At 46.7% G+C, this 24,004-nt stretch carries 23 protein-coding genes and 1 riboswitch; of the genes, 18 read left to right on the top strand and 5 right to left on the bottom strand.

All coding sequences use genetic code 11. The features are described 5' to 3' along the window. Nucleotides 1–2 precede the first annotated feature (2 nt). Together C508_RS17940 and C508_RS0106115 are read right to left on the bottom strand one after the other, a co-directional pair. The gene (locus C508_RS17940; protein WP_018702665.1) at nucleotides 3–239 is read right to left on the bottom strand and encodes a CBS domain-containing protein; all 237 of its coding nucleotides are present in this window, start codon (nucleotides 237–239) and stop codon (nucleotides 3–5) included. Nucleotides 240–248: 9 nt separating this feature from the next. After that, nucleotides 249–1,037, bottom strand: coding sequence for a YaaW family protein (locus C508_RS0106115; RefSeq protein WP_018702664.1), 789 nt, complete (start codon nucleotides 1,035–1,037; stop codon nucleotides 249–251). Nucleotides 1,038–1,313: 276 nt separating this feature from the next. Here C508_RS0106115 and C508_RS0106110 point away from each other — a divergent pair, with 276 nt between their 5' ends. After that, the gene (locus C508_RS0106110; RefSeq protein ID WP_018702663.1) at nucleotides 1,314–1,862 is read left to right on the top strand and encodes an NADH peroxidase; all 549 of its coding nucleotides are present in this window, start codon (nucleotides 1,314–1,316) and stop codon (nucleotides 1,860–1,862) included. Nucleotides 1,863–1,962: 100 nt separating this feature from the next. On the opposite strand, the gene C508_RS0106105 is transcribed toward C508_RS0106110, so the two are convergent. After that, the gene (locus tag C508_RS0106105) at nucleotides 1,963–3,366 is read right to left on the bottom strand and encodes an amino acid permease (RefSeq protein ID WP_018702662.1); all 1,404 of its coding nucleotides are present in this window, start codon (nucleotides 3,364–3,366) and stop codon (nucleotides 1,963–1,965) included. A 494-nt stretch (nucleotides 3,367–3,860) separates the two neighbouring features. Next, a riboswitch (cyclic di-GMP riboswitch) is annotated at nucleotides 3,861–3,952 on the top strand. A 90-nt stretch (nucleotides 3,953–4,042) separates the two neighbouring features. Between C508_RS0106105 and C508_RS19390 the strand changes: the two genes are divergently transcribed. The 10 genes from C508_RS19390 to C508_RS0106055 all read left to right on the top strand — a co-directional run bounded on the left by C508_RS19390 (nucleotide 4,043) and on the right by C508_RS0106055 (nucleotide 14,900). After that, nucleotides 4,043–6,127: a histidine kinase N-terminal 7TM domain-containing diguanylate cyclase/phosphohydrolase gene (locus tag C508_RS19390; protein ID WP_018702661.1), complete on the top strand. Its 2,085-nt coding sequence runs from the start codon at nucleotides 4,043–4,045 to the stop codon at nucleotides 6,125–6,127. Between the two features lie 82 nt (nucleotides 6,128–6,209). Further along, entirely contained in the window at nucleotides 6,210–7,112 is a 903-nt protein-coding gene (locus C508_RS0106095; RefSeq protein WP_018702660.1) for a PhzF family isomerase, read from the top strand. 80 nt (nucleotides 7,113–7,192) lie between these two features. Beyond that, nucleotides 7,193–7,717: a peptide-methionine (S)-S-oxide reductase MsrA gene (gene msrA / locus C508_RS0106090; RefSeq protein ID WP_018702659.1), complete on the top strand. Its 525-nt coding sequence runs from the start codon at nucleotides 7,193–7,195 to the stop codon at nucleotides 7,715–7,717. A gap of 271 nt (nucleotides 7,718–7,988) precedes the next feature. Next, the gene (locus tag C508_RS0106085) at nucleotides 7,989–8,792 is read left to right on the top strand and encodes a transporter substrate-binding domain-containing protein (protein WP_018702658.1); all 804 of its coding nucleotides are present in this window, start codon (nucleotides 7,989–7,991) and stop codon (nucleotides 8,790–8,792) included. A 26-nt stretch (nucleotides 8,793–8,818) separates the two neighbouring features. Further along, entirely contained in the window at nucleotides 8,819–9,472 is a 654-nt protein-coding gene (locus C508_RS0106080; RefSeq protein ID WP_018702657.1) for an amino acid ABC transporter permease, read from the top strand. Continuing rightward, a complete protein-coding gene (locus C508_RS0106075) occupies nucleotides 9,469–10,203 on the top strand; it encodes an amino acid ABC transporter ATP-binding protein (protein ID WP_018702656.1) in 735 nt (244 codons plus the stop codon). The genes C508_RS0106080 and C508_RS0106075 overlap by 4 nt, the downstream gene beginning before the upstream one ends. 18 nt (nucleotides 10,204–10,221) lie before the next feature. Next, a complete protein-coding gene (locus C508_RS0106070) occupies nucleotides 10,222–10,758 on the top strand; it encodes a helix-turn-helix domain-containing protein (protein ID WP_018702655.1) in 537 nt (178 codons plus the stop codon). 114 nt (nucleotides 10,759–10,872) lie between these two features. Then, nucleotides 10,873–12,096: a diaminopropionate ammonia-lyase gene (gene dpaL, locus C508_RS0106065; RefSeq protein ID WP_018702654.1), complete on the top strand. Its 1,224-nt coding sequence runs from the start codon at nucleotides 10,873–10,875 to the stop codon at nucleotides 12,094–12,096. Nucleotides 12,097–12,112: 16 nt separating this feature from the next. Beyond that, nucleotides 12,113–13,297, top strand: a complete 1,185-nt coding sequence (locus C508_RS0106060) for a YgeY family selenium metabolism-linked hydrolase (protein ID WP_026319393.1) — start codon at nucleotides 12,113–12,115, stop codon at nucleotides 13,295–13,297. A gap of 13 nt (nucleotides 13,298–13,310) precedes the next feature. Then, on the top strand, nucleotides 13,311–14,900 hold the full coding sequence (locus tag C508_RS0106055; protein WP_018702652.1) for an N-acyl-D-amino-acid deacylase family protein: 1,590 nt from the start codon (nucleotides 13,311–13,313) through the stop codon (nucleotides 14,898–14,900). Between the two features lie 160 nt (nucleotides 14,901–15,060). On the opposite strand, the gene C508_RS0106050 is transcribed toward C508_RS0106055, so the two are convergent. After that, a complete protein-coding gene (locus tag C508_RS0106050; RefSeq protein WP_018702651.1) occupies nucleotides 15,061–15,363 on the bottom strand; it encodes an STAS domain-containing protein in 303 nt (100 codons plus the stop codon). 219 nt (nucleotides 15,364–15,582) lie between these two features. Then, the gene (locus tag C508_RS0106045; protein WP_018702650.1) at nucleotides 15,583–16,320 is read right to left on the bottom strand and encodes a DUF7847 domain-containing protein; all 738 of its coding nucleotides are present in this window, start codon (nucleotides 16,318–16,320) and stop codon (nucleotides 15,583–15,585) included. Between the two features lie 194 nt (nucleotides 16,321–16,514). On the opposite strand from C508_RS0106045, the gene C508_RS0106040 reads away from it, so the two are divergent. The 7 genes from C508_RS0106040 to C508_RS0106010 all read left to right on the top strand — a co-directional run bounded on the left by C508_RS0106040 (nucleotide 16,515) and on the right by C508_RS0106010 (nucleotide 23,961). Next, nucleotides 16,515–17,420 (top strand): nitroreductase family protein, encoded by a 906-nt coding sequence (locus tag C508_RS0106040; RefSeq protein WP_018702649.1) that lies wholly within the window; start codon nucleotides 16,515–16,517, stop codon nucleotides 17,418–17,420. A 143-nt stretch (nucleotides 17,421–17,563) separates the two neighbouring features. Then, nucleotides 17,564–19,006, top strand: a complete 1,443-nt coding sequence (locus C508_RS0106035) for a sodium:solute symporter family protein (protein WP_018702648.1) — start codon at nucleotides 17,564–17,566, stop codon at nucleotides 19,004–19,006. Further along, a complete protein-coding gene (pcp, locus tag C508_RS0106030; protein WP_018702647.1) occupies nucleotides 19,003–19,647 on the top strand; it encodes a pyroglutamyl-peptidase I in 645 nt (214 codons plus the stop codon). Before C508_RS0106035 ends, pcp begins: the two co-directional genes overlap by 4 nt. A 372-nt stretch (nucleotides 19,648–20,019) precedes the next feature. Continuing rightward, on the top strand, nucleotides 20,020–20,688 hold the full coding sequence (locus tag C508_RS0106025) for a helix-turn-helix transcriptional regulator (RefSeq protein WP_018702646.1): 669 nt from the start codon (nucleotides 20,020–20,022) through the stop codon (nucleotides 20,686–20,688). A gap of 218 nt (nucleotides 20,689–20,906) precedes the next feature. Next, entirely contained in the window at nucleotides 20,907–21,296 is a 390-nt protein-coding gene (locus C508_RS0106020; protein WP_018702645.1) for a RidA family protein, read from the top strand. Between the two features lie 17 nt (nucleotides 21,297–21,313). Further along, complete coding sequence (gene ilvA / locus C508_RS0106015; protein ID WP_018702644.1) at nucleotides 21,314–22,525, top strand: threonine ammonia-lyase; 1,212 nt, start codon at nucleotides 21,314–21,316, stop codon at nucleotides 22,523–22,525. Nucleotides 22,526–22,560: 35 nt separating this feature from the next. Then, complete coding sequence (locus C508_RS0106010; RefSeq protein WP_018702643.1) at nucleotides 22,561–23,961, top strand: amino acid permease; 1,401 nt, start codon at nucleotides 22,561–22,563, stop codon at nucleotides 23,959–23,961. Nucleotides 23,962–24,004: the final 43 nt, after the last annotated feature.

Genomic DNA, 24,004 nt, shown 5'->3' with positions numbered 1-24,004 from the left:
TCTTAGAGAGAAGCTCTGGGCTGGCGGGCGAAATACTCAATGATTTCTCGGCGACGAATAATGCCGCAAAAGACATCGTTATCATCGATTACAGGAATAAAGTTTTGCATAATGGCTAAGGAAAGCAGGTTTTCCATTTCTTCGTTGATATGAATGGGCGTGTTCACCATGCGAAGGGGAATGTCTTTGAGCCAGATATGCCCTGTATCGGCAAAAGTGAGAGACGGAGTGTTTTTCAATTATAGTCGTTATTCCGGAGCTTGATAATGCTCTTGGAATATAGCCGGATTAAGATGGTGGCGAAGTCGTTTGCGCAAGGCGGCAATTACAAACACCGCAGGGATGACTCGTTTCCAGTTTGTATCTCCCATATCTAAGCCAAGCCAGAAAAATGAAGCAGTCCAGCCAAGCGGACCAAAAAGAGCGGCAATTGCACGCTCAAGAAGAGAGCCGGCCATAGGAGGCAAGTCAGGAAAGCCAAAGCGACGGGCTAAAACTAAGATCAGTTCGCTGGCTGCTACGTATTGAGGGAGTCCCGCCATGCGCCCGGCTAGTAGTGCGGTTAGTAAAGCAGAGCCGCGCAGGGCTTTGAAACGGCTGACTATGCAAGAAGGGCATTTCCCGGCAATGAGGTATTTTTGTATTTCGAAGTCTACGGAGTCTTCAATCGCATGCCAGGCGTGGATGCCGCTTTCTTTAATAATCTGCGCTTTGAGGCGGCTTAATACCTCAAGTACGATGAATTCTTCAATTTGCGCTACTGTAGCTGCTTTTAGCGGGGCTTTTTCAGTTAAATTTAATACTGCTGCCGTTTTACGTACTATCTCTTCATAATCCGGCTCATAGTTATTGCGAAAAAGATTAAGTGCGCTATTACCATAAGCGTGGCGGATTTCGCGGTTTAGAATTTCGCGTTTTTCTTGTTTTGAAGCTTGGTTGATATTGGTGAGTTCAAAGATGCTGCCCAGAGTTTCCCAATCATCCCAGGTTAAATTCGGGTCGCATAAAATAATGTCAAGCTGATCTCCCTTAGCCATAAAGTACCTCCTTTTTCTGTGCTTGCAGCTTCTCTTAAAAGCGGTGTTCTTTATAGAACGGGATTTGCAACATAGTTTATACGCGGGACTGATCATTTCCTCCTTTTGGAAAACGATAAATTGGAAATAATTTGAAAACAATTCCCGATAAACTAAGCGAACAATTAAAAAAGAGAAAAGAAAAAAAGAAAAAGGCTCTTGTCAAAAAGAAAACATAGTGATAATATAGTTAATGTCAACGGATAATTATTATTTAAATATAAGGAGGAACTAAAAATGAAAAAATTTGTTTGCACCATCTGCGGCTATGTTCACGAGGGAGATGCGGCTCCGGAAATTTGTCCGACCTGTAAAGCGCCGGCCGCGAAATTTATTGAACGGTCGGCTGAGGCTATGAATTGGGCGGATGAGCATCGTATTGGCGTAGCGGCTGGAGTTGATCCGGAAATTATTGAAGGCCTGAAAATGAATTTTGCAGGCGAATGCACCGAAGTGGGCATGTACTTAGCTATGAGCCGTCAAGCGGATCGGGAAGGCTTCCCGGAAGTGGCGGAAGCATACAAGCGGATTGCCTTTGAAGAAGCGGAGCATGCGGCTAAATTTGCCGAACTGCTGGGCGAAGTAGTTTTTCCGTGCACGAAGAAGAACCTTGAACTTCGCGTAGAAGCGGAGTACGGCGCGTGCGAAGGCAAGCTGGGTATTGCGAAAAAGGCTAAAGCTCTTGGCCTAGATGCTATTCATGATACCGTGCATGAAATGTGCAAAGACGAAGCGCGCCATGGCGCAGCTTTCAAAGGTCTTTTAGAGCGTTATTTCGGAAAGTAAGCTCTTAGGCAGATAAGAAAAAAAGGGTCTGACTTTTAAAAAGTCAGACCCTTTTTTCTTATGATGGATCTTTTTATGCTTACTCTGTGTTCGTTCCCTATTAAGCAGCTTGGTTCTTCTCTTGATTGCGAGGATGAAGCAGGCTTTTGCGATAGCCATAGGCGAAATAGGCGACGAGGCCGAGGGCGCTCCAAATGCCGTAGCGGAACCAGGTATCGCCGGGGAGGCTGTACATCAGATACCCGCAGGAGATAATGGCGCCCAGAGAAACAAAGGTGACCGCCGGGCAGCGGAAAGGACGATGAATATCTGGTTTGGTGCGGCGCAGGACTAATACGCCTACGGCGGTAATAACAAAGGCAAACAAGGTGCCGATATTAGTTAGCTCGGCAATAACGCTGATAGGCGTCAACCCGGATACAATGGCGACGACAATGCCGGATAGAATGGTAATAATATGAGGCGTTTGGTATTTAGGATGGATTTTGCAGATGCCTGCAGGCAGCATGCCATCACGAGACATGGCGTAAAATACGCGAGTCTGGCCGTACATGACAACAAGGAGAACGGTTGTTATGCCGGCAATCGCGCCGGTTCCTACTAAAGCGGAACCCATGTTGTAACCAATGGAGCGCAGGGCAAAAGCGACTGGCTCGCCGGTGTTGAGCTCGGTATAGGGGACGACGCCGGTTAAGACGGCTGCTACGGATACGTATAAAATGGCGCAGACAATTAAAGAGCCAATAATTCCAATGGGCAAGTCACGATTGGGATTTTTGCACTCTTCCGCAGCGGTGGAAACAATGTCAAAGCCAATATAGGCTAAAAAGATAGTAGCTGCGCCCGTAACAACGCCTGAGATGCCAAAGGGCATGAAGGGCGTCCAGTTGGCGGGGTCGACCTTTGGGCCGGCAAGAAAGAGAAAGATGAATACGGCTACCAGCTTTACTGCTACTAAAATACGATTGAGAGTGGTGCTTTCCTTTGTACCACGCACGAGCAAAAAGCTTAAAAAAAGCGAGATGATGACCGCCGGCAGATTAATGATACCGCCGTCAGCCGGGACGGCGGTTAAGGCTTGAGGCACGGCAAAGCCTGCTGATTTAAACAAGCCGGTGGCGTAAGCCGACCAGCCGGCAGCTACTGCGCTCGCACCTAAAGAGTATTCTAAAATCAGACTCCAGCCAACCATCCAAGCGACAATTTCACCTAATACCGCATAGGAATACGTATAGGAACTGCCGGAGATGGGAACAATCGAGGCAAGCTCCGCATAGGCTAAGGCGGCGAAGGCGCAGGCGATAGCGGAAAGAACCAAGGACACAACAATAGCTGGTCCCGCGTATTTGGCGGCTACAACGCCGGTAAATACGAAAATTCCGGTGCCCATAATTACGCCGACACCTAGTAAGATAAGATCGAAGGCGCCCAAGGTCTTTTTGAGCTTTTTTTCTTTGGCGCCTTCTCGGAAGGCTTCAATGCTTTTAGTGCGAAAAATATCCATTTAAATCCCCTTTTCGTTCTTTTGAGAGTGACTGTGTACTAGCAAAGAAAACATAACGACAAAATAGTCCATTATAAAGACACAGACAATTTACAATGTAACATTAGAAGGCGAGAAAGTAAAGAGAAAAAGGGGGTGTTTAGGGCAAAAAAAATTAGAAAATGGTTATTTTCCTCACACGGCCAAGGGGTGTTTTCTGATTGGAGAAAAATGTATTTCCAGAAAGGATTGTTTTGCGCCGCTTTGCGGAGGGCGCTCCAAAGTCATTTTAGCGATATTTGAATTGAAACGGAGACAAGGATAGTTTCTGTTTACGTAATTTAAATGAAAAAGTCATGGGACAAATTGCGCGCTTATGTTAAAAATTAGGTGTAATGAATGTAAAAAAAGATCAAAAATAGGAAAAAAGTCATGTGGAAATTAGTAGGAAAATCTTGTAAAGTACAAAATGATGAGTTTTATGTAGTATTATAAACATAAAACTGTCACAATGAACTTTATATGGGCAAACTTGTTGAAAAGCAAGGACGCAAAGCTATGGGCCTACGGACAACGTTGTTTTGTTTATGGTCGCCAAGTTGCCGACTCAACCTTGAGATCGTATTTTGTGCCGGCATGGAGCCCGGCACTTTTTTTGTAAGCTGTTGCAAAAAAGAATCTTGCTAAGGAGGAACACGTGGATATTTTTGATTTACTATCAATTATGTCTCTTATTACTGCTGTCTTAAGTGGTTTTGTCGGTTGGCGCGTATATGTCTCTGAGCGAACGCAGTTGATTCACCGTTTGTTTTTCCTTTTATTTCAAAGCATTACTATATGGTCGATTGGTTTATTGTATGTATATCAAATGCAGGATATAGAAAGCTATTGGTTGGCGGATAAGCTTTCGGCATTTGGCTGGATTCCTTTTGTGGCTGTATTTCTTCATATTAATCTGCTTCTGACAGAAAACGAAGCGGTTGTTAATAAAAAATGGAAAGTTGCCTTGCTGTATTTACCTGCAGCAGTATTGATTGTTTGGGAAGTTTTTTTTCTGGGTGTCGGCGTTGGACGTCTAGCAGTAGATGCATTCTATTTAGCGTTTAACCTATTTTATGTTTTCTACGGCCTGCTGGTATCGGTTATACTGGCTCGCTGGGGGTGGAAAAACAAGGCTAAGCGAAAACGGATTCAGGCAGCCTTGGCTTTTTTGAGCAATGCTTGCGCCGTAGGAACCGCCTACTTTCTTGAGGCCTATTATCCAGTTATTATTGAAGGAGAAGGCCGGGCGGATCCGCTGCATCTTTTTGTCTTTCTTTATTTTTTGGGCTTTTGGTATGCGTATCATCGGTATAAGCTGTTTAATGTAGCATCGATGATTAGTCCCAATATGCTTTTAGAGCATGTTACTGGTATTATTGCGGTGACCGATTTAAACTTTAAAATTTTGCAGGTGAATTCCGGTTTTGTAGCCGCGACAGGGTATGCGGAGGAAGAAGCTATGTATAACGCACTGCCGCAGTTTATTTCAGGTTTGCTAAGTGAAGAAGGTCAATTGCTTGTTGCCCTGGAAGCGGTGGCGGAGTTGGAGATGCAGACTAAGCAAGGAGAGCCGCTGCCTATCGAGTTTCGTGTTTCTGCTGTAGCGGATCAGGTAGGAGAACCAGCTGGTTTTATTTTTGTAGGACGAGATATTCGGTTGCAAGCACAGTTGCGGCAAGAAATACAAGAACGCAAACGAAAAGAAGAAGAGCTGCAATATAATCGCTTTCATGACGTACTGACAGGGTTATATAATCGTACGTTTTTTGAAGCGGAAATGCAGCGTATGCAACGCTCGCCTATTTATCCGGTTGCAACGTTGAGTGCGGATATTGACGGACTGAAATTTGTTAATGATACAATGGGACTTAAGGCTGGAGATCAAGCGATTCTTGCTGCCGCTAAAATTATGAGCAATATTTCTGCAGGCAAGGGGATTGTAGCGCGCACAGGCGGGGATGAGTTTGCGGCCATTTTGCTGCAAACCGATGACGATTGTATAAAAAGCATTGAAGAACAGGTGCGGGTGGAAGTAGATGCGTATAATCGGCGTCATTCCGGCGTTCCTTTAAGCTTGTCCGTAGGCATTGCGTTAAGCCGCAAGCCGGAAGAAACGTTGGACGACTTATTCAAAATAGCGGATAAAAAGCTGTACCGCCTCAAGCTGACACAAGGACAAAGCGCAAAAAGCAAAATGGTTCAGGCTGTAATGAACACGTTGGGAGCGAGGCATATTGAAACCGAAGATCATGCGGAGCGCCTAAAGGAGTTGGCTGTAAAATTGGGAGAGCGAGTTGGCATGACGCAGTATGAACTGGCGATGCTCAGTCTCCTGGCGCAATTTCATGACCTGGGTAAAGTGGGCATCCCTGACCGTATTTTGTTGAAGCCGGGTTCGCTTACAGAAGAAGAATGGCAGGAAATGAAAATGCATCCGGAAATTGGCCATAAGATCGCCCAGTCCATTCCCGAATTAGTGGGAGTTGCCAATTTGATTCTGCAGCATCATGAACGCTGGGACGGGCAAGGATATCCGCAAGGAATAGCGGGTTCTTCGATTCCGCTGTCTTGTCGAATTATTTCGATTGTCGATACCTTTGACGCGATTACAAATGACCGGCCTTATCGCCAGGCTTTGTCAGATGCGGAAGCGATTGCTGAAATTATTCGTTGCGCAGGCTCTCAATTTGATCCGGATATGGTGGATTCTTTTGTAGAAATGATGCGAGAATTAGCTTGAAAAGCAGGCAAGAAGCCTTTGGATGACGAAAAGAAATGGAAGTGAAACCATTGTATTTTCTAGACATCTAGGAGGCGGGCTTATGCGTACATACAAGGTTTATCAGGTAGACTCCTTTACAACGGAGCTTTTCAAAGGGAATCCGGCTGGCGTTGTTATGAATGCGGACGGGTTGAACGAAGCAGAGATGCTGGCGATTGCCAGAGAGCTTAATAATTCCGAAACAGCGTTTTTATTTTCGCCGGACGCGCCGGATCATGAGGTGCGCATTCGCTATTTTACGCCGTTGACCGAGGTGCCTGTTTGCGGTCATGCGACCATTGCGGCTCATTATGTGCGTGCCGTAGAGGGGCAAATGGATTCCGCCGTTATTATGCATAAAATTGGCGTAGGAACGTTGCCGGTAGAGATTGTGCGTCACAACGGAAGCTGCTCTATCATTATGACCCAAGGCGCTATTTCCTTTGACAACCCGTTTAATGAGGAAAAGCGGCAGCGTCTTTTACAGGCGTTGGGGCTGATGGAAGAGGACTTGGATGAACGTTGCCCCGTGGAAGTGGCGTCTACGGGACATTCCAAAGTTATGATCGGAATTCAAAAACGAAGTAAGCTGGATTCGTTAAATCCCAATTTGGCTGCTTTAAAAGCATTAAGCGCCGAAATCAACTGTAACGGATATTTTGTGTTTACTCTTGACTCGCAAATGGAGGGCGTATTGTCACATGGACGTATGTTTGCGCCGGCTATTGGCATTGCGGAAGACCCGGTGACGGGGAATGCTAATGGTCCATTAGGCGCTTATCTTGTGAAGCACAAGTTAGCGGTCTTTGAAGGCGCTCAGTTCTGTTTTAGAGGCGAGCAAGGAAACGTCATTGGACGCAGCGGGATTGTCGATGTTTACGTAAAAGTGGAGAAAGAAGAACCGGTGCAAGTTCGTATTGGCGGCGAAGCGGTTATTGTTTTCAAAACGGAAATGACCCTGTAAGCGGTAGAAACGCGGTAACAAACAAGAGGCCGTTGCTTGGAAGGTTTTATTTTGCTGGCTGCAACGAGGAGGCGAGATGGATGGAACAGCGAATGAAAGCGGATGAGAAAGAAATTTATCTAGCTGGAGGTTGCTTTTGGGGAACGGAAAAATACTTATCCTTAATCAAGGGTGTAGTCGAAACGGAAGTTGGCTATGCCAACGGACCAACAGCGCAGCCCAGTTATGAGGAGGTGTGCAACGGCAGTGGTCATGCTGAAGCCGTCCGAGTTGTTTATCAGGCAGACGAAGTATCTTTGAACAAAATTTTAGAGCTTTTTTATGAGGTGATTGATCCTGTATCGGTCAATCGCCAGGGCTTTGATGTAGGCGTGCAGTACCGAAGCGGTGTTTACTATGTGCAGGAAGAGGACCGGGAAGTAGTTTTGCAATCGCTGCAAACCTTGCAGCAGCGCTATGAGAAGCCTCTTGCTATTGAGGCGGCGCCGCTCCAAAATTTCTATCCGGCAGAAGAGTACCATCAAAAGTATTTGGATAAAAATCCTCACGGGTATTGCCATATTGGGGAAGAAGAATTTCAGAAGGTGAAAATGCGTTGCCTGTAAAAGAAAAATTATCCTGAGTAATATTTTATTAATAGGATAAAATATTTTCTTGCATAGTCTGCATCAGGCTGTTATACTAAGGACTAACAAAATACTTGTCAGCAATGAAGCTTCGAATCGTTGATTCGGAGCTTTTCTGTGTATTTGGCGATGGAGCCTGCGCTAGCGTGCGCGGGCTCTGTTTTTTTATAGAACAGTGAGTCAAGATAATTTGGCGGCCGCCTAATTATAAGGTTTCCAATTGCAACTTACAAAGAAAGAGGGATGAAACATGAGAAAATACGGAAAAATGATAGGGGTCCTCTTGCTGATGATGTTGGCGCTGGGAGTTCTTGCTGGTTGCGGCTCCGACAAACCGACGGCGCAAAAGAGCCGTATTGACGAAATTAAGCAAAAAGGGAAATTAATTCTGGCTACCGGCAACTACCGTCCTTTTGAATACCATGATGAGAAAACAAACAAAATTATTGGTTATGATATTGATGTGGCGGAAGCCGTGGCTAAGAAAATCGGCGTGCCGTTGGAAGTACAGGAAATGCAGTTTACCAGTTTGATTCCAACGCTACAGAACGGCCAGGCCGATTTGGTTATTGCAGCTATGTACATTACTGATCAACGCCGCGAAGTAGTTGATTTTGCCGAGCCTTATATGGATACTGGCATGGTGCTGGTTACAATGAAAAATAAGACCGCCATTAACAGCGTGAATGATTTGGCGGGCAAAGTAGTAGGGGTTAAAACTGGCGCTACCAGTGAAAAAGTAGCGCAGGACATTAAGGCCAAAGGCATTGATTTTGAAATCAAGAGCTATAAGGAAACCGTCGACTATCTGTTGGATATGGAAAATGGTCGCTTGGATGCATCGATTAATGACCTGTTGAATCAATTGGAATACAACAAAACGCATCCGGATGTGCGTATTGTTGGTGATCCTTTCACAAAAGCATCTTTGGGCATTGCGGTGAAAAAAGGCGATAAAGAGTTGGCGGATGTAGTTAATGCTGTGCTAAAAGATATGAAACAAAATGGAGAAGCGGACAAGCTTTATAAAAAATGGTTGACTGGAGAAAAATGATCACAAAAGCGAAGGGGAGATAAGTTATGAACTTAGATTACTCGATTGTATTAGGAAAGCTTCCCATTTTGCTCCAAGGTTGTCTGGTTACATTGCAAATTTCCCTGATTTCGCTCTTGTTAGGAATGGGGTTCGGCATAGCGGGGGCGCTGTGCCGAATTTCCTCTAATCGCTATTTAAATGCGATTTCTTCCTTCTATGTTTGGGTGATTCGTGGAACCCCTTTGTTGGTACAGCTGTTTATTTTGTACTTCGGTCTGCCCCAATTGGGCCTGAAGATGGACAGTATGACAGCCGGCATTGTTGGTTTGGCTATTAATACAGGCGCATATGTAACCGAAATATTCCGGGCCGGCATTCAAGCTGTCGATAAGGGGCAACTGGAAGCGGCCTTGTCGCTGGGCATGAACTATCGGCAGGCATTGGTGCGCATTATTGGACCGCAGGCTATCAAAGTATGCATGCCGCCGATGGTGAACCAATTCATTATCACTTTGAAAAACTCGTCGATTGCTTCGCTGGTTACGATTACCGAGCTTTTGCGGACTGGTGAACAGTTAATTTACACAACTTTCCGCAGTTTTGAGGTGTATACGGTGATTGCGTTGTTGTATTTGATTATGAATTCCGTATTCATGCTGGTGGCTGACAATCTGGAAAAAAGGATGGCAAAGCTATGAAGCCTTATATTGTGGAAATGGAAAACATCTGTAAGTCCTTTGGCGAGGTTCAGGTTCTGAGGGGGATTACCTTGCGTTTGCATGAGGGCGAAAAGGTGGTTATTATCGGCCCCAGCGGTTCTGGTAAAAGCACAATTCTCCGTTGTTTAAATCGACTAGAGCCCATTCAGCAGGGCGTTATTAAATTTGCCGGCCAAGAGGTAACGGAAAAATACGATTTATGCAGTTTGCGGACGCAAATCGGCATGGTGTTTCAACGGTTTAATCTCTTTCCCCATAAGACGGCTTTGGAAAATGTGATGGAGGCGCCGCTAATCGTCAAAAAGGAAAAGCGAGATGCTGCAAGGGAGCTGGCGGCATCGTTGCTGGAAAAAGTAGGGTTAGGAGATAAATGCGACCGCTTTCCCAGAGAACTTTCCGGTGGACAGCAGCAGCGCGTAGCCATTGCGCGCGCGCTGGCGATGCAACCGCAAATTATGTTGTTTGACGAACCGACATCAGCGCTGGATCCTGAATTAGTAGGAGAAGTATTAGAGGTAATGAAAGAGCTGGCGGTGGCGGGTATGACGATGGTTGTAGTGACCCATGAAATGGACTTTGCTAGGCAAGTGGCGGATCGAGTTTTGTTTATGGACCAGGGAATTATCGTGGAAGAAGGAACGCCTCAAGATATTTTTGAGTCGCCTCAACAGGAGCGTACCCAGTCCTTTTTGCGCCGCATTCGCCATTAACCCAAAGGAGGGGCTGCTGTGCTGGGAGAACGTATTCGTGCTAAACGGCAAGAAAAAGGACTGACCATTCGCGAACTCGCGGAAGGAGCCTCTTTGACACAAGGCTTTTTAAGTCAGGTAGAACGAGGACTGGCAGAACCGTCCATTACTTCGCTGCGCAAGTTATCACATATGTTGGATGTGCCGATTTTCTACTTTCTAATGGATGAGCAAAAAGAGAATTTAATTGTTCGCAAGGAAGAACGCAAAATAGTACGAGTGGGACGAGGCGAGGTTTCCTTTGAACTGCTTTCGCCCAATTTGAACAAAACGATCGAAATGATGATAGGGCGAGTTAAGCCTGGCGCGGTTACTTGTGAAGAACCGCTGGGACATTATGGCGAGGAAAACTTGCTTGTGGCCCAGGGGAGAATGAAAATACAAATTGGTGAAGAATTTTTCGACTTGCAGGAAGGGGACAGTATTTACTATCTTTCTACGCTTCCGCACAAAATTTGGAATGAAGGCGATGAAGAATTGATTTTTATTTCCGCCATTACGCCGCCTGTTTTTTAAAGAAGCTGTATTTGGCAGAGCGAAAAAAGTAAAATCAAAAATAAGCAAATAAAGGTTTTACAACCTAGTCGTATAAATGGAGAGTGCTGGCTCTCTGGAAAAGAGGATTGGTTAATGGAAAGTGCGATTCAATGGGCCGCGAATGAGATGAAAAAATGGCCGGGAGAGAAAAGTTCAACTGCGGTGTTTGCAGCGCAGGAAATTGCCAAAGTGCGTCAATTTCACGCTAGCATTCCATCGTATACGCCAACTCCGCTGCGCTCCTTGCGGCATTTAGCGGCAGCCTTAGGCCTGGGCGGAATCTATGTCAAAGATGAATCGTATCGTTTTGGTCTTAACGCGTTTAAGGTGCTGGGAGGATCTTATGCCATGGCCCAGTATTTGACCCGGAAAGTGGGGAAGCGTCTAGAAGCGATGACGTTTGCGCAGCTGATTTCACGGGACATGCGGGAGAAACTGGGCGATCTTACCTTTGCAACGACAACTGATGGCAATCATGGCCGAGGCGTGGCTTGGACGGCAAAAATGTTGCAGCAAAAAGCCGTTGTCTATATGCCGAAAGGTTCTTCGGCGCAGCGTTTGGAAAACATTCGCGCCGAAGGGGCAACTGCTTATATTACAGAATTGAACTATGATGAGGCTGTTCGGATGACAGCGGATAAAGCAAAACAAAATGGGTGGATTGTAGTGCAGGATACGGCTTGGGAAGGTTATGAAGAAATTCCCGGCTGGATTATGCAAGGTTATGGAACGATGGCGGCGGAGGCGTTGGAACAATTGCATGACTTGCATGTGTCAGCGCCTACGCATGTTTTTATGCAGGCAGGCGTTGGGTCTGTGGCGGGAGCGGTACAAGGATATTTGGCAGCGACTTTGCCGGAATGTCTGCCGCGGACTGTAGTGGTTGAAGCTTCGCAAGCGGCTTGTTTGTATCGTTCAGTTCGACTCGGAGACGGAAAGCCGCATGCAGTAGGTGGCGCTATGAATACGATTATGGCAGGATTGGCCTGTGGCGAGCCCAATATAGGCGCATGGGAGATGCTACGGGATTATAGCGATTTCTTTTTTTCGTGTCCGGATTGGGTGGCTGCTAAGGGAATGAGGACGCTGGGAAACCCGTTGGCGGAGGATAAACGAATCATTTCCGGCGAGTCTGGGGCGGCGCCTCTGGGCTTGCTGGCGACATTAATGCAAGCAACCGATTTGGCGGCGGCAAAAGCCGCTTTGGGTCTTAATGAACAATCGCACGTGCTGCTGTTCAGCACGGAAGGAGATACCGATCCAGAGCAGTATCGACGTATTGTTTGGGATGGAGAATATCCAAGTTATGAAAAATGAGGCAGGTGAAATACGTATGCTTACGGATGAACGCCTGGAGCAACTGATAGGTTTGTGCCAGAATCTGATTCGGCAGTCAAGCTATTCTGGTGAAGAAGAAGAAGTGGCGGCATTGCTGAAACAGGTTTTCTCTGATTTAGGGTATGACGAGGTTTTTACGGATAGCTATGGAAATGTCATTGGCTGTATTCGCGGCAACCAGCCAGGAAAACGAATTTTACTGGATGCGCATATTGATACTGTGCCGGTGCCGGATGCTGGAAGCTGGCAGCAGCAACCTTTCGGCGGTGAACGGATTGATGGGAAAATTTATGGGCGCGGCGCCAGCGACATGAAGGGGGCTCTTAGCGCCATGGTGGCGGCGGCAGCCTACTTTGCCGCTGACACGCAGCGCGAGTTTGCCGGTGATATTTTTGTAGCTGGTGTAGTGCACGAAGAATGTTTTGAAGGCGTGGCTGCAAGGAAGATCAGCGAGAAAGTGTGCCCGAATTATGTGGTGATTGGGGAAGCCTCGGAATTGAATTTGAAAATCGGCCAGCGGGGGCGAGCGGAAATTGTAGTCGAAACCTTTGGCAAGCCAGCCCATTCGGCCAATCCTCAGCAGGGGCTCAATGCCGTATATAAAATGACGGAAGTGATTCAGCGCATCCGGCAATTGCCTCTGACAACCCATGACGTACTAGGTAACGGTATTTTAGAACTGACTGATATAAAATCCTCGCCCTATCCGGGAGCGTCGGTGGTTCCTGATTATTGCCGAGCTACGTATGATCGAAGAGTGCTTGTGGGTGAAAGCAAGGAAGACGTACTGCGGCCAATTCAGCAGTTGCTTGCCGAGATGGGGCAGGAAGACCCGCAGCTTACGGCCAACGCATTTTATGCGCAAGGGAGCGAAGCGTGCTATACGGGAAACCGTATTGAAGGGGAACGCTTTTTTCCGGGCTGGTTGGAGGCGGAGCAGGATGCATACGTACAGGCTGCCTATCAAGGCTTGCGGGAAGCCGGACTGGAGCCGCAATTAACGCATTATTCGTTTTGTACCAACGGCAGTCATTATGCAGGAGAAGCTAAGATTCCTACTGTCGGATTTGGTCCTTCAAGGGAAAATTTAGCTCATACTATTGATGAACATATTGAAATTGAGCAGCTGCGGAAGGCGGCAGAAGGTTACTATGGGATTATCAAATCAGTTTTGAAATAACGGAGGGCTGGCTATGCGCATCCTTATCAAAGGCGGTCTGCTTGTGGACGGAACCGGTGCTCCGGCAGTTGTTGGCGATGTGCTGGTGGAGCAGGACCGTATTATTCACGTCGGGGGAAGCTATGAAGGCAACTATGATCAATGCATTAATGCGCAAAACCGAGTAGTTGCGCCAGGCTTTATTGATACGCATAGTCATTCGGACCTGCAAGTCCTTTTAGAACCGCATGTGCCGCCTAAGGTCCGGCAGGGCGTTACCACGGAGGTGCTGGGACAGGACGGTATCTCCATGGCGCCGTTGCCTCTGCGCAATATTAGTTCATGGCGCAAAAATTTGGCTGGCTTAGAAGGGGACAGCGAGGAGATTGACTGGAAGTATGAGACAACGGAAGGTTATTTGCAGTTATTGGAAAACAGCGGTGTGGGGCTGAATGAATGCTATTTGGTGCCGCACGGCAATGTTCGTATGGAGGCCATGGGGTTGGATAATCGGCCGCCGACATCGCAGGAACTGCAATGCATGTGCGATATTGTTAGCCGCGAAATGGAGTCAGGCGCATACGGGTTGTCCACTGGCTTGATTTATACTCCCTGCGCTTACGCTCAAACAGAAGAACTTATTGCTCTTTGTAGAACGGTGGCGAAAAAAGACGGTGTTTTTGTGGTGCATCAACGCAGCGAAGCCGATGCCATTTTGGAATCTATGCAAGAGGTGCTTGCTATTGGGCGGGCTTCTGGAGTTCGGATTCATTTTTCGCACTTTAAGGTCTGTGGAAAAAAGAATTGGGGTACGATAGAAGCGGTGTTGGCTCTCTTGGATGAGGCGAAAGCAGAAGGGCTGCACGTTTCGTTTGACCAGTATCCTTATGTAGCGGGAAGTACGATGCTGGGGGTGATTTTGCCGCCTTGGGCGCATGACGGAGGGACGGATAGACTTCTGAAACGTTTGGCCGAGCCGGCGCTGCGCAAGATTATGGTGCGCGATATGGAGCATGGGCTGCCGGGATGGGATAATTTTATTGATTTTGCCGGTTTAGATCAGATTTTTGTGACCAGTGTAAAAACCCAAAAGAATGAAAACGTGATTGGCAAAAATCTTGTGGAAATCGGTCGCATGCACGGAAAAGATCCCTATGAGGCGGTATTTGACTTGCTGTTGCAAGAGGAAAACGCTGTCGGTATGGTTGATTTTTATGGTACAGAAGAGCATGTGAAGACGTTTTTAAATCGGCCAGAGCAGAATGTTTGCACAGACGGATTGCTCAGCGGGAAACCGCATCCTCGCGTGTTTGGTGCGTTTCCGCGGGTGTTGGGAAAGTACGTGCGAGAAGAAAACGTGCTTTCGTTAGAGGCGGCTATTCGCAAAATGACTGCGAAACCGGCGGAAGTGTTTGGATTAAAGCAGCGCGGCCTTTTATGCGAAGGCTATTATGCCGATATTGTCGTCTTTGATCCAGCTACTATTAAGGACAAAGGAGATTATGTAAATCCTTCGCAATATCCAGAAGGGATAGATCATGTTTTGGTTAACGGTGTTTTGGCTGTAAGCAAGGACTGGCAGGAAGAAGCGCTGCCTGGGCGGGTTTTGCGAAAAGGACGTTGAAAGCAAAAGAAACTGCGAAAAACTTGGTTACAAGTTTTTCGCAGTTTCTTTTAACGAGGATGTACGCAATAGAGTGTTGGCAGAAGCTCTTTATATCTAGTTTTCCTCACGGGCTATTAGTCGCCAGCTTTGAAAAACGAGTTTTCATATCCTGAAGAGATTAGCTAACTTTTAGCAACTTGTCTAAACGGGTGCGCGTAAAAATCTCTTTGACCATGCCGTGAGCGCCAAGCAGAGTTAGTCCTCCATGGAGCTGCTCGACGCATTTGTGAAGCATCACGAAAAGACTTAAGCCTGAACTATCTATATAGGTAACCTCTGCAAGGTTGACTGTTAACCATTTGGAGCCTTTTTCGAGATATTGTACAAGGTCGCAACGGAGCTGTTCAATATCTTGAATATATAGCTTGCCGGACAAATCAATTGTTGTTTGAGAATTGGTTTCTGTAATTTGATATTGCATTTGCTAAGACTTCCTTCCAATGCTGTATTCTTTATGCAATGAATTCATTTTACTCCTAAAATGTGTCGGAATTGTGACGGAAACATTACATGGTTGTAATATTACGGGTGAAAAACATACAAATTGTTAAAAAAACAAAGCCTAAAAAACTGCAAGCGAAGGTTGCCGTTTTTTAGGCTTTGTTCGGTATATTGAAAAATATAAGTAAAAGGGAAGTGGTTAGTCCACGGTTGTAGTAGGAGGAGGCGGTGGCATTGCCGGTATTGTCGCCGACGGTTGTTTTAACTGCTCTAAGGCTAGAAAGAGAACCGTTTCTCCAACGTACCAAAAAGCCGTGGTGAGGATTTGGATAATGCCTAGCAAAAGTGATGTTATAGAGCCGCTTGCTGGATGTGAAGCGGCGAAAGGCAAACTTAAAATAAACTGTGGCAAGGAAATGCAAATGCCGGCAATGACGACGCTCCACCAGTAACCGCGGACTAGGTTAATACTGTAATCAATGGCTTCGCCATGCGCTTTCTCCCGCAAGACGACAGCTTGAAGTGAGAAAGAATAGCGTACTGATTTGATGATCCCTGGGATGAAAAGCAGTAAAAACCAACCGAAAAGGCGCAGTAGACAAAGAAGACCGGTGGTGATGGCTAAGGGCAAGCGAGCGGAAGCTCTTTCGAAAATATGCGCCAAAGAAATCTCTCGATCAGCTACGACGTCGTCTATGAAAATAATAATACTCATATAAGATAACATGCTGATTAGGGCGCCTGCCAAAATGAGAAGGAAAGGAGGGCTTTCCAAAGCTGTTTCCGGCATGGTTTGGATAAGATAGATTCCCGGTAGGGCGCCTACAGCGGCAAGAATTGTAATGGAGGAAAAATGCTCGCGCAGTAATTTCCAGGATATTTTGAGCAGCTCCATGTACTGTAAGGATGGAGAAGAGCCAATGATTTTCAGATCCATAGCAGGCCTCCTATTTTACGTCTTTGAAAATAGAAATTCGCGGGCGGTGCAGAAAATCCTTTATTCGCGGGCCAAGGGCGGGGACGAGTTAAGCCGATGTGAAGAAGGGAATTAGAAGGATACTTTGTAAAAACGGCGAAATCATGAAAAAATAGAAATCAATGCAGAACAAAAACGATGAAGGAGGTGTCTGCATGGCCGTTCGCACTAGCCGGACCTCGGAAGAAGCGTCAGTATCTATTGCTGAACAATGCTGTATTGCGTGCGGTCTCTGTGTCAAAGTTTGCGGTATGACCTTGCGGATGGAAAACGGCAAGGTGGCAATACAGCCTGATCAAGGTTTTGGATGCATTGGCTGCGGTCAGTGTTTGGCGGTATGTCCTCAAGACTGCATTTCTTTGTATGGGCGGACTTTGCGAGTAGAGGACCGGATTTCTTTTGACAAACTGGTTCCTCAGAGTAGTTTTGAAGAATTACAATCTTTGTTTTTGCGACGGCGTAGTACACGGTTGTTTTTGGAGCGCGAGGTAGTCGAAGAGACTGTAGAAAAGATTTTGGCAGCGGCATCTGCCGCTCCTATGGGATTGCCTCCTTCGGATGTGAGTGTGCTGATTCTGCGCGGCAGAGAAAAAGTCAGGGAATTTGCTTTTGATTTTGTTGAGTTCATGGAAAAGCGCCGTTGGCTGTTTGCGCCGCCGATTTCCTGGTTGCTGCGTCCGTTCATAAGCAAGGAGACGGCGGAAATGATGGAGGATTTTATGCAGCCGCTCCTTGCGCAGGCAATAACTGCCAAAGAGCAAGGGCAGGATGCTATTCTATATGGCGCGCCATTGGCGATGTTGTTTCAGAACTCTGCCTACTCCGATCCGGCGGATGCTTCCGTTGCCGCAACGTACGCTATGTTGGCCGGTGAAGCTTTAGGTCTGGGAACCTGTATGATTGGCACAGTGGCTCCTATGCTGCGCCATGCACCGGCGCTGCAGAAAAAATATGGCATTTTACCTAATCGCAAGGACGGACTGATGGTCATCTTTGGGTATCCTCAGGTGCAATACTTGCGGGGGATCAAGCGAACTTTTGCTCAAGTGAATTATTGGTGAAGGTTGTCTTGGGTTCAGAAGCGCATTTTGTCAGGGGATTTATTCAATCCTCGCCTTTCAAATGCTATAATAAAGGAAATTCAGTAAGGGGATTTGCTGACGCAGCAAATCCTTTTTTTGCAAATACTTGAAGGAGGCGCCACATGAATGGGTACGTTTGGGTTATTGCGCTATATTCACTGTTGTTGATTGCTATTGGTTTTTTTATGACCAGAAGAGTAAAAGGTTCAGCCGATTTTTTTGTTGGAGGTCGCAATTTTGGGACGCTGCTTCTTTTTATTACCTTAATTGCGCCCAATATTGGCGCCGGTTCTACCGTTGGCGTCGCCGGACTAGGTTACAAGTTCGGGATTTCTGCTATGTGGTGGATTGTGGCTTCGGCATTGGGGACGTTCATTTTAGCCTTTTGGGTGGGACCCGCTATTTGGCGTCTGGCCAAAGAACATCAATTTTACACACTGGGGGATTATCTGGAGTTTCGGTATCATCGGAATTTTCGCGGCTTAATTTCGTTGCTGATGGCGGTGGGGACCATTGCTATTTTTGCAGGGCAGCTGATGGGCATAGCCTGGATTTTATCGGTTGTCGCAGATGTGAGCAAGACGACAGGTATTTTGATTGGCGCCGCCGTGGTTGTGCTTTATTTTGGCGCTGGGGGCTTGGTTTCAGCGGCATATGTTAATGCATTGGAAGCAACGGTAAAATTAGTTGGCTTTTTTGTTGCCGTACCTTTAGTTATGAACTTTATTGGCGGGTGGAACGGTCTGGAAGCGCAAGTGATGCAAAGACTAGGTGACCCTGATTTGGTTGCTGCGTATTTTAACTTAGACGGCGCAGGGGTAACTACGATTGTGGGCTTTTTTCTGATGTTGACGCCGTCTTTTTTCATTTCTCCAGGACTGATTGGGAAAATTTACGGAGCCAGAGATGAAAGTACAGTTCGCAAAAGTACGGCATTTTGCGGTCTGGTGATGTTAGGCTTTGCGCTGATTCCTGCCATTTTGGGCATGGCGGCTTCCGTTGTAGCGCCAGGCCTTGTGGAACGGGACTTGGCTTTGCCTATTGTGATGAAGGAATGTATGCCTTTTTGGGCTTCCGCTTTGGCGTTAGCGGCGATTTTTTCGGCGGAAGTGAGCGCGGCAGATGCGGTACTGTATATGATTACGTCTTCTTTTACTAAAGATCTGTATAAAACATTTATTAATCCGGACATCGCAGATGAGGAGCTGTTGCGACGCAGTCGCTTGGTTACGCTGGCGGCGGGAACGGTAGGCGTGGGCTTAGCAATTTTGCTGCCCAATGTTATTTCAGCCTTGTCTATTTTTTATTCGCTCATGTCGGTGTCTCTGACGGCGCCTTTGTTGTTTGGCCTGTTTTCAAGGAGGCCCAGTACGCTGGCGGCTTTTTTATCGGCTGGCATTGGGATCGTTTCTACGGTGGCGCTGCAATTCGGCAATGCTGGTAAAGGAATTTGGATTTTGAACGCGCAATCGACAGGGATTTTATTGACGCTGGTTGTCATGGCGGCGGTTATGTATGTGGCGCCGGCTAAAGAAAGCAGAAAAATAGGGGGGATTAGCAGATGAAGATCTTGTTAACAGGTTTTGATCCGTTTGGCGGTGAAACGGTCAACCCAGCGTTGGAAGCGGTTAAAATGCTGGACGGAGTTGTTATTGCCGAAGCGCACGTGGTGACGCGAGAGATACCTACGGTGCGCGTCAAAGCGCTCGAAGCGATTGTGAAGGCGATCCGGGAAGTGCAGCCAGATGTTGTGATTGCTGTAGGTCAGGCTGGAGGGCGTACGGATATTACGCCGGAACGCATAGCGATTAATGTGGATGACTTCCGAATTCCGGACAACGACGGCAACCAGGCGGTAGATGAAGCGGTTGTTGCCGACGGGCCGGCGGCGTATTGGTCTACCTTGCCAATCAAGAAAATAGTAGCTGTTTTGCGAGAAGACGGCATTCCCGCCAGTGTGTCCAATACAGCAGGGACCTTTGTGTGCAATCATGTTTTTTACGGCTTAATGCATTATTTACAGCAGGAAGGAAATATTCGCCGGGGCGGTTTCATTCACATTCCCTATTTGCCGGCGCAAGCGGCCAAACTGCCAGGACAGCCCAGCATGTCTCTGGAAATCGTGACAAAGGGTTTGCGGCGCATCGTAGAAGTGGCGGTGACGACAAAAGAAGATGAAGCCCATATTGGCGGTACAATTTGTTGAGTTTTTTGAGGCATAGGCAGTCAAAAGAATTTGCCATTAGGGCGGAGGCCGTAATGGTAAGGTAAAGGATATGCGGTAAATAAAGTAAAATGCCCTTCGGAAATGGTTTCCGAAGGGCATTTTACTTTATTTATTCGATTTATAAGTGAGCTTGTTAACTAAGTTGGATGAAATGAGCGATTAGGAAAGAGAACCTTCAGTGCAGGCGCTGGGGGTTCTCTTTCTTTGAGGGAGAGAGTATTAGGCAGCGGCACCCATGCAGCTATAATAAAAATTTTTCAAATTTAATAAAAAATTATCACGATGAGAAGGAAATTAGCAAATGAGCAAGAATAATATAGACGGAATAAAGAAAATTTTCTGGAGGCGTTCATGGGGCAGAATCAATTACTAAAGGTTTTTATTCCGTTAGTGGATTTTATGGCGGATATTGTGGGGCCTCATTGTGAGGTTATTTTACATGATGTACAGGATGTGGAAAATTCGGTAGTGGCCATTCGTAATGGCTATATCAGCGGGCGGCAGATCGGCTGTCCCTTAACGGATTTGGGGCTGGAATTCTTGGAACGTAAAGTATATCGCGAACGCAGTGCGGTGATTAATTATTTAGGATGTACCGCCAGCGGCGAAAAAGTTCGCTCTTCAACTTTCTTTATTAAGGATATGGCAGGCGAACTTATTGGTATGCTGTGCGTCAACTTAGTGCATGCTCCGGAGACGGCCATGATGAAGAATTTGACAGACCAGTTAATGCAGGTATTGCAGGCGCATGCTCCGGCAGCAGTTGTTCCGGTGTGTGAAAGCGAAGAAGTCGTGGAATCGCTGAGCACATCCGTCGAAAAAGTTGTGGATGCGGCTATCGATAAAATTGTAGCAGGGTACGAATTGCCGGTGGAGAGAATGTCCAGCGAAGAAAAAATTTCGATTGTACAACAGTTAAACGCCAATGGAATTTTCAAGATAAAAGGCGCTATTTCTAAGGTGGCGGCAGCGTTGCAGACTTCAGAAAGTACGATTTATCGGTATTTATCAGCAAAGTAGAAGAAGTATATTGCAGCAGCTCAGGTTGTTGCAATCTTTTTTGAGACTGACTAGTAAAAAATTATTATCGTGATAATAATTTTACTAAAAAGATCAAGAAATGATTGACCTTCGCTAAAAATGTAACATAGAGTGTTTGCGAAGCTTAGCAGAACCTGCTTGGTGCGGGGGAGTAAATTTGTTTCGCTTGCATGATAGAGAAATGAGGAGGAATTATCATGAACAAAGTAATTGCAACAAAAGAAGCGCCGGCAGCGATTGGGCCTTATTCGCAGGCCCAAAAAGCAGGGGGTTTTCTATTTACATCCGGGCAAATTCCATTAGATCCTAAAACAGGGAATTTTGTTTCCGGCTCGATTCAAGAGCAGGCCACGCAAGTTTTGGAAAATTTAAAGCAAGTGCTGTTGGCTGCGAATATGGGCTTTGACGATGTGGTGAAAACAACCGTATTTTTAACTTCTATGGAACATTTTGCAGCTGTTAATGAAGTGTATGGACGCTATTTTCACACGAATCTGCCGGCGCGTTCTTGCGTGGCGGTGGCGGAGCTTCCTAAAGGCGCTTTGGTGGAAATTGAGCTAGTGGCGTTTCAAAATAGCAACAATTGAGAAAAGGGGAGATTTTCATGAAATGTCTTTCTCTGGAAGATATAGAACACGCTAGGAAAACTTTAACGGGAGTTGTATGTAGGACCGAGCTGGCCTATACTAATACTTTGAGCGATCTTACAGGAAACAAAGTGTATCTGAAGCTGGAGAACCAACAGCGGACCGGTTCTTTCAAGCTTCGCGGAGCCTATAACAAGGTAGCAAACTTGTCGAATGAAGAACGTCAGCGAGGCATTATTGCTTCTTCCGCAGGAAATCATGCGCAGGGAACGGCGTTGGCAGCCACGCTGTATCAGGCGCCGTCAACCATTGTGATGCCCAAAAACGCGCCGTTGTCGAAAGTGAAGGCAACGCGCTCTTACGGGGCTACCGTCGTGCTTCATGGCAGCGTTTATGACGAAGCCTATGCGGAAGCGGTACGGTTGCAGGAGGAACAAGGCTTAACATTTGTGCATCCTTTTAATGATCCCTTGGTCATTGCCGGGCAGGGAACTATTGGGCTGGAAATTTTGGAAGACCTGCCGGAAGTGGATGCCATAGTGGTACCAATTGGAGGAGGTGGTTTGATCGCGGGGATTGCCGTAGCAGTAAAAAGCCTGAAACCCAATGTGAAAGTAATTGGCGTACAGACGAAAAATATGCCATCTATGGCGGAAGCGGTTGCGAAACGCTGTGTATGCACCTGCGCCGGTCGCCCAACGATTGCTGATGGTATTGCGGTGAAAACCCCCGGAGATGTGACCTTTGGCTTGGTAAGTCAGTATGTGGATGAAATTGTGACAGTGGACGATGAAGAGATTGCCAATGCTATTTTGTTGATGCTGGAGCGGATTAAAACCGTATCCGAAGGCGCTGGCGCCGCCGCCGTGGCGGCTGTGATGAATCGACTGCCGGAATATAAGAATTGCAATATTGCAGCGGTAGTCAGCGGCGGCAACATTGACGTGAATATGATGTCGCGCATTATCAACAAAGGCATGGCCAAATCGGGCAGAAAAGTTGTCTTTGATACGGTCATACCGGATCGTCCTGGTTCGCTGTGGAAGCTGTTGCAGCTAACGGCGGATACTGGGGCTAATGTATTGGCGGTAACGCACAAACGAGAAACACCGGATGTCGAATTAGGCGCAGTTACGGTGGAGCTGGAATTAGAGACGGCGGATGATCAGCATATCCAAGACATACGGGAGCGTATGGAAGAACATCAATATCACGTTAATATTCGTTGAATCAGCGGGTTCCTAGAGTAGAAGGGAGGCAAACCATGGAAGAAAAACAATTAACTCGTGGTCTCAAAGCCCGGCATATTGAATTAATTGCGTTGGGCGGGACGATTGGCGTAGGGTTGTTCATGGGTTCGGCCAGCACAATTAAGTGGGCGGGACCGTCCGTTTTGCTGGCATATGCGTTAGCAGGGATCGTTATGTTTTTTGTGATGCGCATCATGGGGGAAATGCTGTACTTAGAGCCGGTGACGGGTTCTTTTGCGACGTATGCGCATAAGTATATCAGCCCCTGGGCGGGCTATCTGACGGCCTGGTGCTATTGGTTTTTATGGGTGACTGTCGGTATGTCCGAGGTAACGGCGATCGGTATTTATATGAATTATTGGTTTCCAGATCTGCCGCAATGGCTGCCTGCGCTGCTGGGGGTAGCGTTGGTGGCATCCGCTAATATGGCGGCGGTTAAGTATTATGGCGAATTTGAGTTTTGGTTTGCGTTGATTAAAGTAGCTACCATTGTAGCTATGCTGGTAGTCGGCGTCGGTATTATTTTCTTTGGTTTTGGTAATCATGGCATTCCGGTTGGGATTGATAATCTATATAGCAATGGCGGTTTCTTTACGGGCGGTTTAGAAGGATTTCTATTTGCTCTTTGCCTGGTAACGGCAGCATATCAAGGCGTAGAACTTGTGGGCATTACCGCGGGGGAAGCGGAAAATCCGCAGCAGACCTTGCGTAAAGCTACGAAAAATATTATCTGGCGTATCTTGATTTTCTATATTGGCGCTATTTTCGTTATTCTTGCGGTATATCCATGGAATCAAATCGGCAGCATTGGCAGTCCTTTTGTGATGACCTTTGCTAAGGTGGGTATTGCGGCGGCTGCCGGCATTATCAACTTTGTTGTCTTAACTGCAGCTATGTCCGGCTGCAACAGCGGTATTTACAGTGCTGGCCGCATGCTGTATACGTTAGCGGAGAATGGTCAAGCTCCTAAATATTTCGGCAAAGTATCCGCTAGCGGCGTGCCAAGCAACAGCATTAAAGTGACAATTGCCTGCTTGCTGCTTGGCGTGCTGCTTAACTACTTGTATCCGAACTCGAAATTGTTTGTATATATTTACAGCGCTAGCATTTTGCCGGGAATGATACCCTGGTTTGTACTGGGGATTAGCCAGATTAAATTTCGTAAGCGCTGGGAGAAAGAGATGGGGAGCCATCCCTTTAAGTCTCCTTTGTACCCGGTCAGCAATTACGTGATGATTGTTTTTCTCTGTCTTGTATTGGTAGGTATGTGGTTTAATGAAGATACGCAGGCGTCCTTGATGGTTGGCGCCGGCTTTTGTGCAGTAGTGACAGGATGTTATTACGCTTTTGGCATTCATAAGCGAGTGGTGCCTATGGCGGAAGCAGCGCCGATAAAGCGTACGGAGTCTATGTAATAAAATACAAAAATGCCGTTCAGGAAGCGTTCCTGAACGGCAT

Source organism: Anaeromusa acidaminophila DSM 3853, from assembly GCF_000374545.1.
Taxonomy (GTDB): domain Bacteria; phylum Bacillota; class Negativicutes; order Anaeromusales; family Anaeromusaceae; genus Anaeromusa; species Anaeromusa acidaminophila.
This window is presented reverse-complemented; position numbering and strand designations above follow the sequence as displayed.

Coding starts and splice junctions, on each gene's coding strand:
- C508_RS0106115 (WP_018702664.1), bottom strand. CDS start 1,037: ATGGCTAAGGGAGATCAGCTTGACATTATTTTATGCGACCCGAATTTA.
- C508_RS0106110 (WP_018702663.1), top strand. CDS start 1,314: ATGAAAAAATTTGTTTGCACCATCTGCGGCTATGTTCACGAGGGAGAT.
- C508_RS0106105 (WP_018702662.1), bottom strand. CDS start 3,366: ATGGATATTTTTCGCACTAAAAGCATTGAAGCCTTCCGAGAAGGCGCC.
- C508_RS0106095 (WP_018702660.1), top strand. CDS start 6,210: ATGCGTACATACAAGGTTTATCAGGTAGACTCCTTTACAACGGAGCTT.
- msrA (WP_018702659.1), top strand. CDS start 7,193: ATGGAACAGCGAATGAAAGCGGATGAGAAAGAAATTTATCTAGCTGGA.
- C508_RS0106085 (WP_018702658.1), top strand. CDS start 7,989: ATGAGAAAATACGGAAAAATGATAGGGGTCCTCTTGCTGATGATGTTG.
- C508_RS0106080 (WP_018702657.1), top strand. CDS start 8,819: ATGAACTTAGATTACTCGATTGTATTAGGAAAGCTTCCCATTTTGCTC.
- C508_RS0106075 (WP_018702656.1), top strand. CDS start 9,469: ATGAAGCCTTATATTGTGGAAATGGAAAACATCTGTAAGTCCTTTGGC.
- dpaL (WP_018702654.1), top strand. CDS start 10,873: ATGGAAAGTGCGATTCAATGGGCCGCGAATGAGATGAAAAAATGGCCG.
- C508_RS0106060 (WP_026319393.1), top strand. CDS start 12,113: ATGCTTACGGATGAACGCCTGGAGCAACTGATAGGTTTGTGCCAGAAT.
- C508_RS0106055 (WP_018702652.1), top strand. CDS start 13,311: ATGCGCATCCTTATCAAAGGCGGTCTGCTTGTGGACGGAACCGGTGCT.
- C508_RS0106050 (WP_018702651.1), bottom strand. CDS start 15,363: ATGCAATATCAAATTACAGAAACCAATTCTCAAACAACAATTGATTTG.
- C508_RS0106045 (WP_018702650.1), bottom strand. CDS start 16,320: ATGGATCTGAAAATCATTGGCTCTTCTCCATCCTTACAGTACATGGAG.
- C508_RS0106040 (WP_018702649.1), top strand. CDS start 16,515: ATGGCCGTTCGCACTAGCCGGACCTCGGAAGAAGCGTCAGTATCTATT.
- C508_RS0106035 (WP_018702648.1), top strand. CDS start 17,564: ATGAATGGGTACGTTTGGGTTATTGCGCTATATTCACTGTTGTTGATT.
- pcp (WP_018702647.1), top strand. CDS start 19,003: ATGAAGATCTTGTTAACAGGTTTTGATCCGTTTGGCGGTGAAACGGTC.
- C508_RS0106025 (WP_018702646.1), top strand. CDS start 20,020: ATGGGGCAGAATCAATTACTAAAGGTTTTTATTCCGTTAGTGGATTTT.
- C508_RS0106020 (WP_018702645.1), top strand. CDS start 20,907: ATGAACAAAGTAATTGCAACAAAAGAAGCGCCGGCAGCGATTGGGCCT.
- ilvA (WP_018702644.1), top strand. CDS start 21,314: ATGAAATGTCTTTCTCTGGAAGATATAGAACACGCTAGGAAAACTTTA.
- C508_RS0106010 (WP_018702643.1), top strand. CDS start 22,561: ATGGAAGAAAAACAATTAACTCGTGGTCTCAAAGCCCGGCATATTGAA.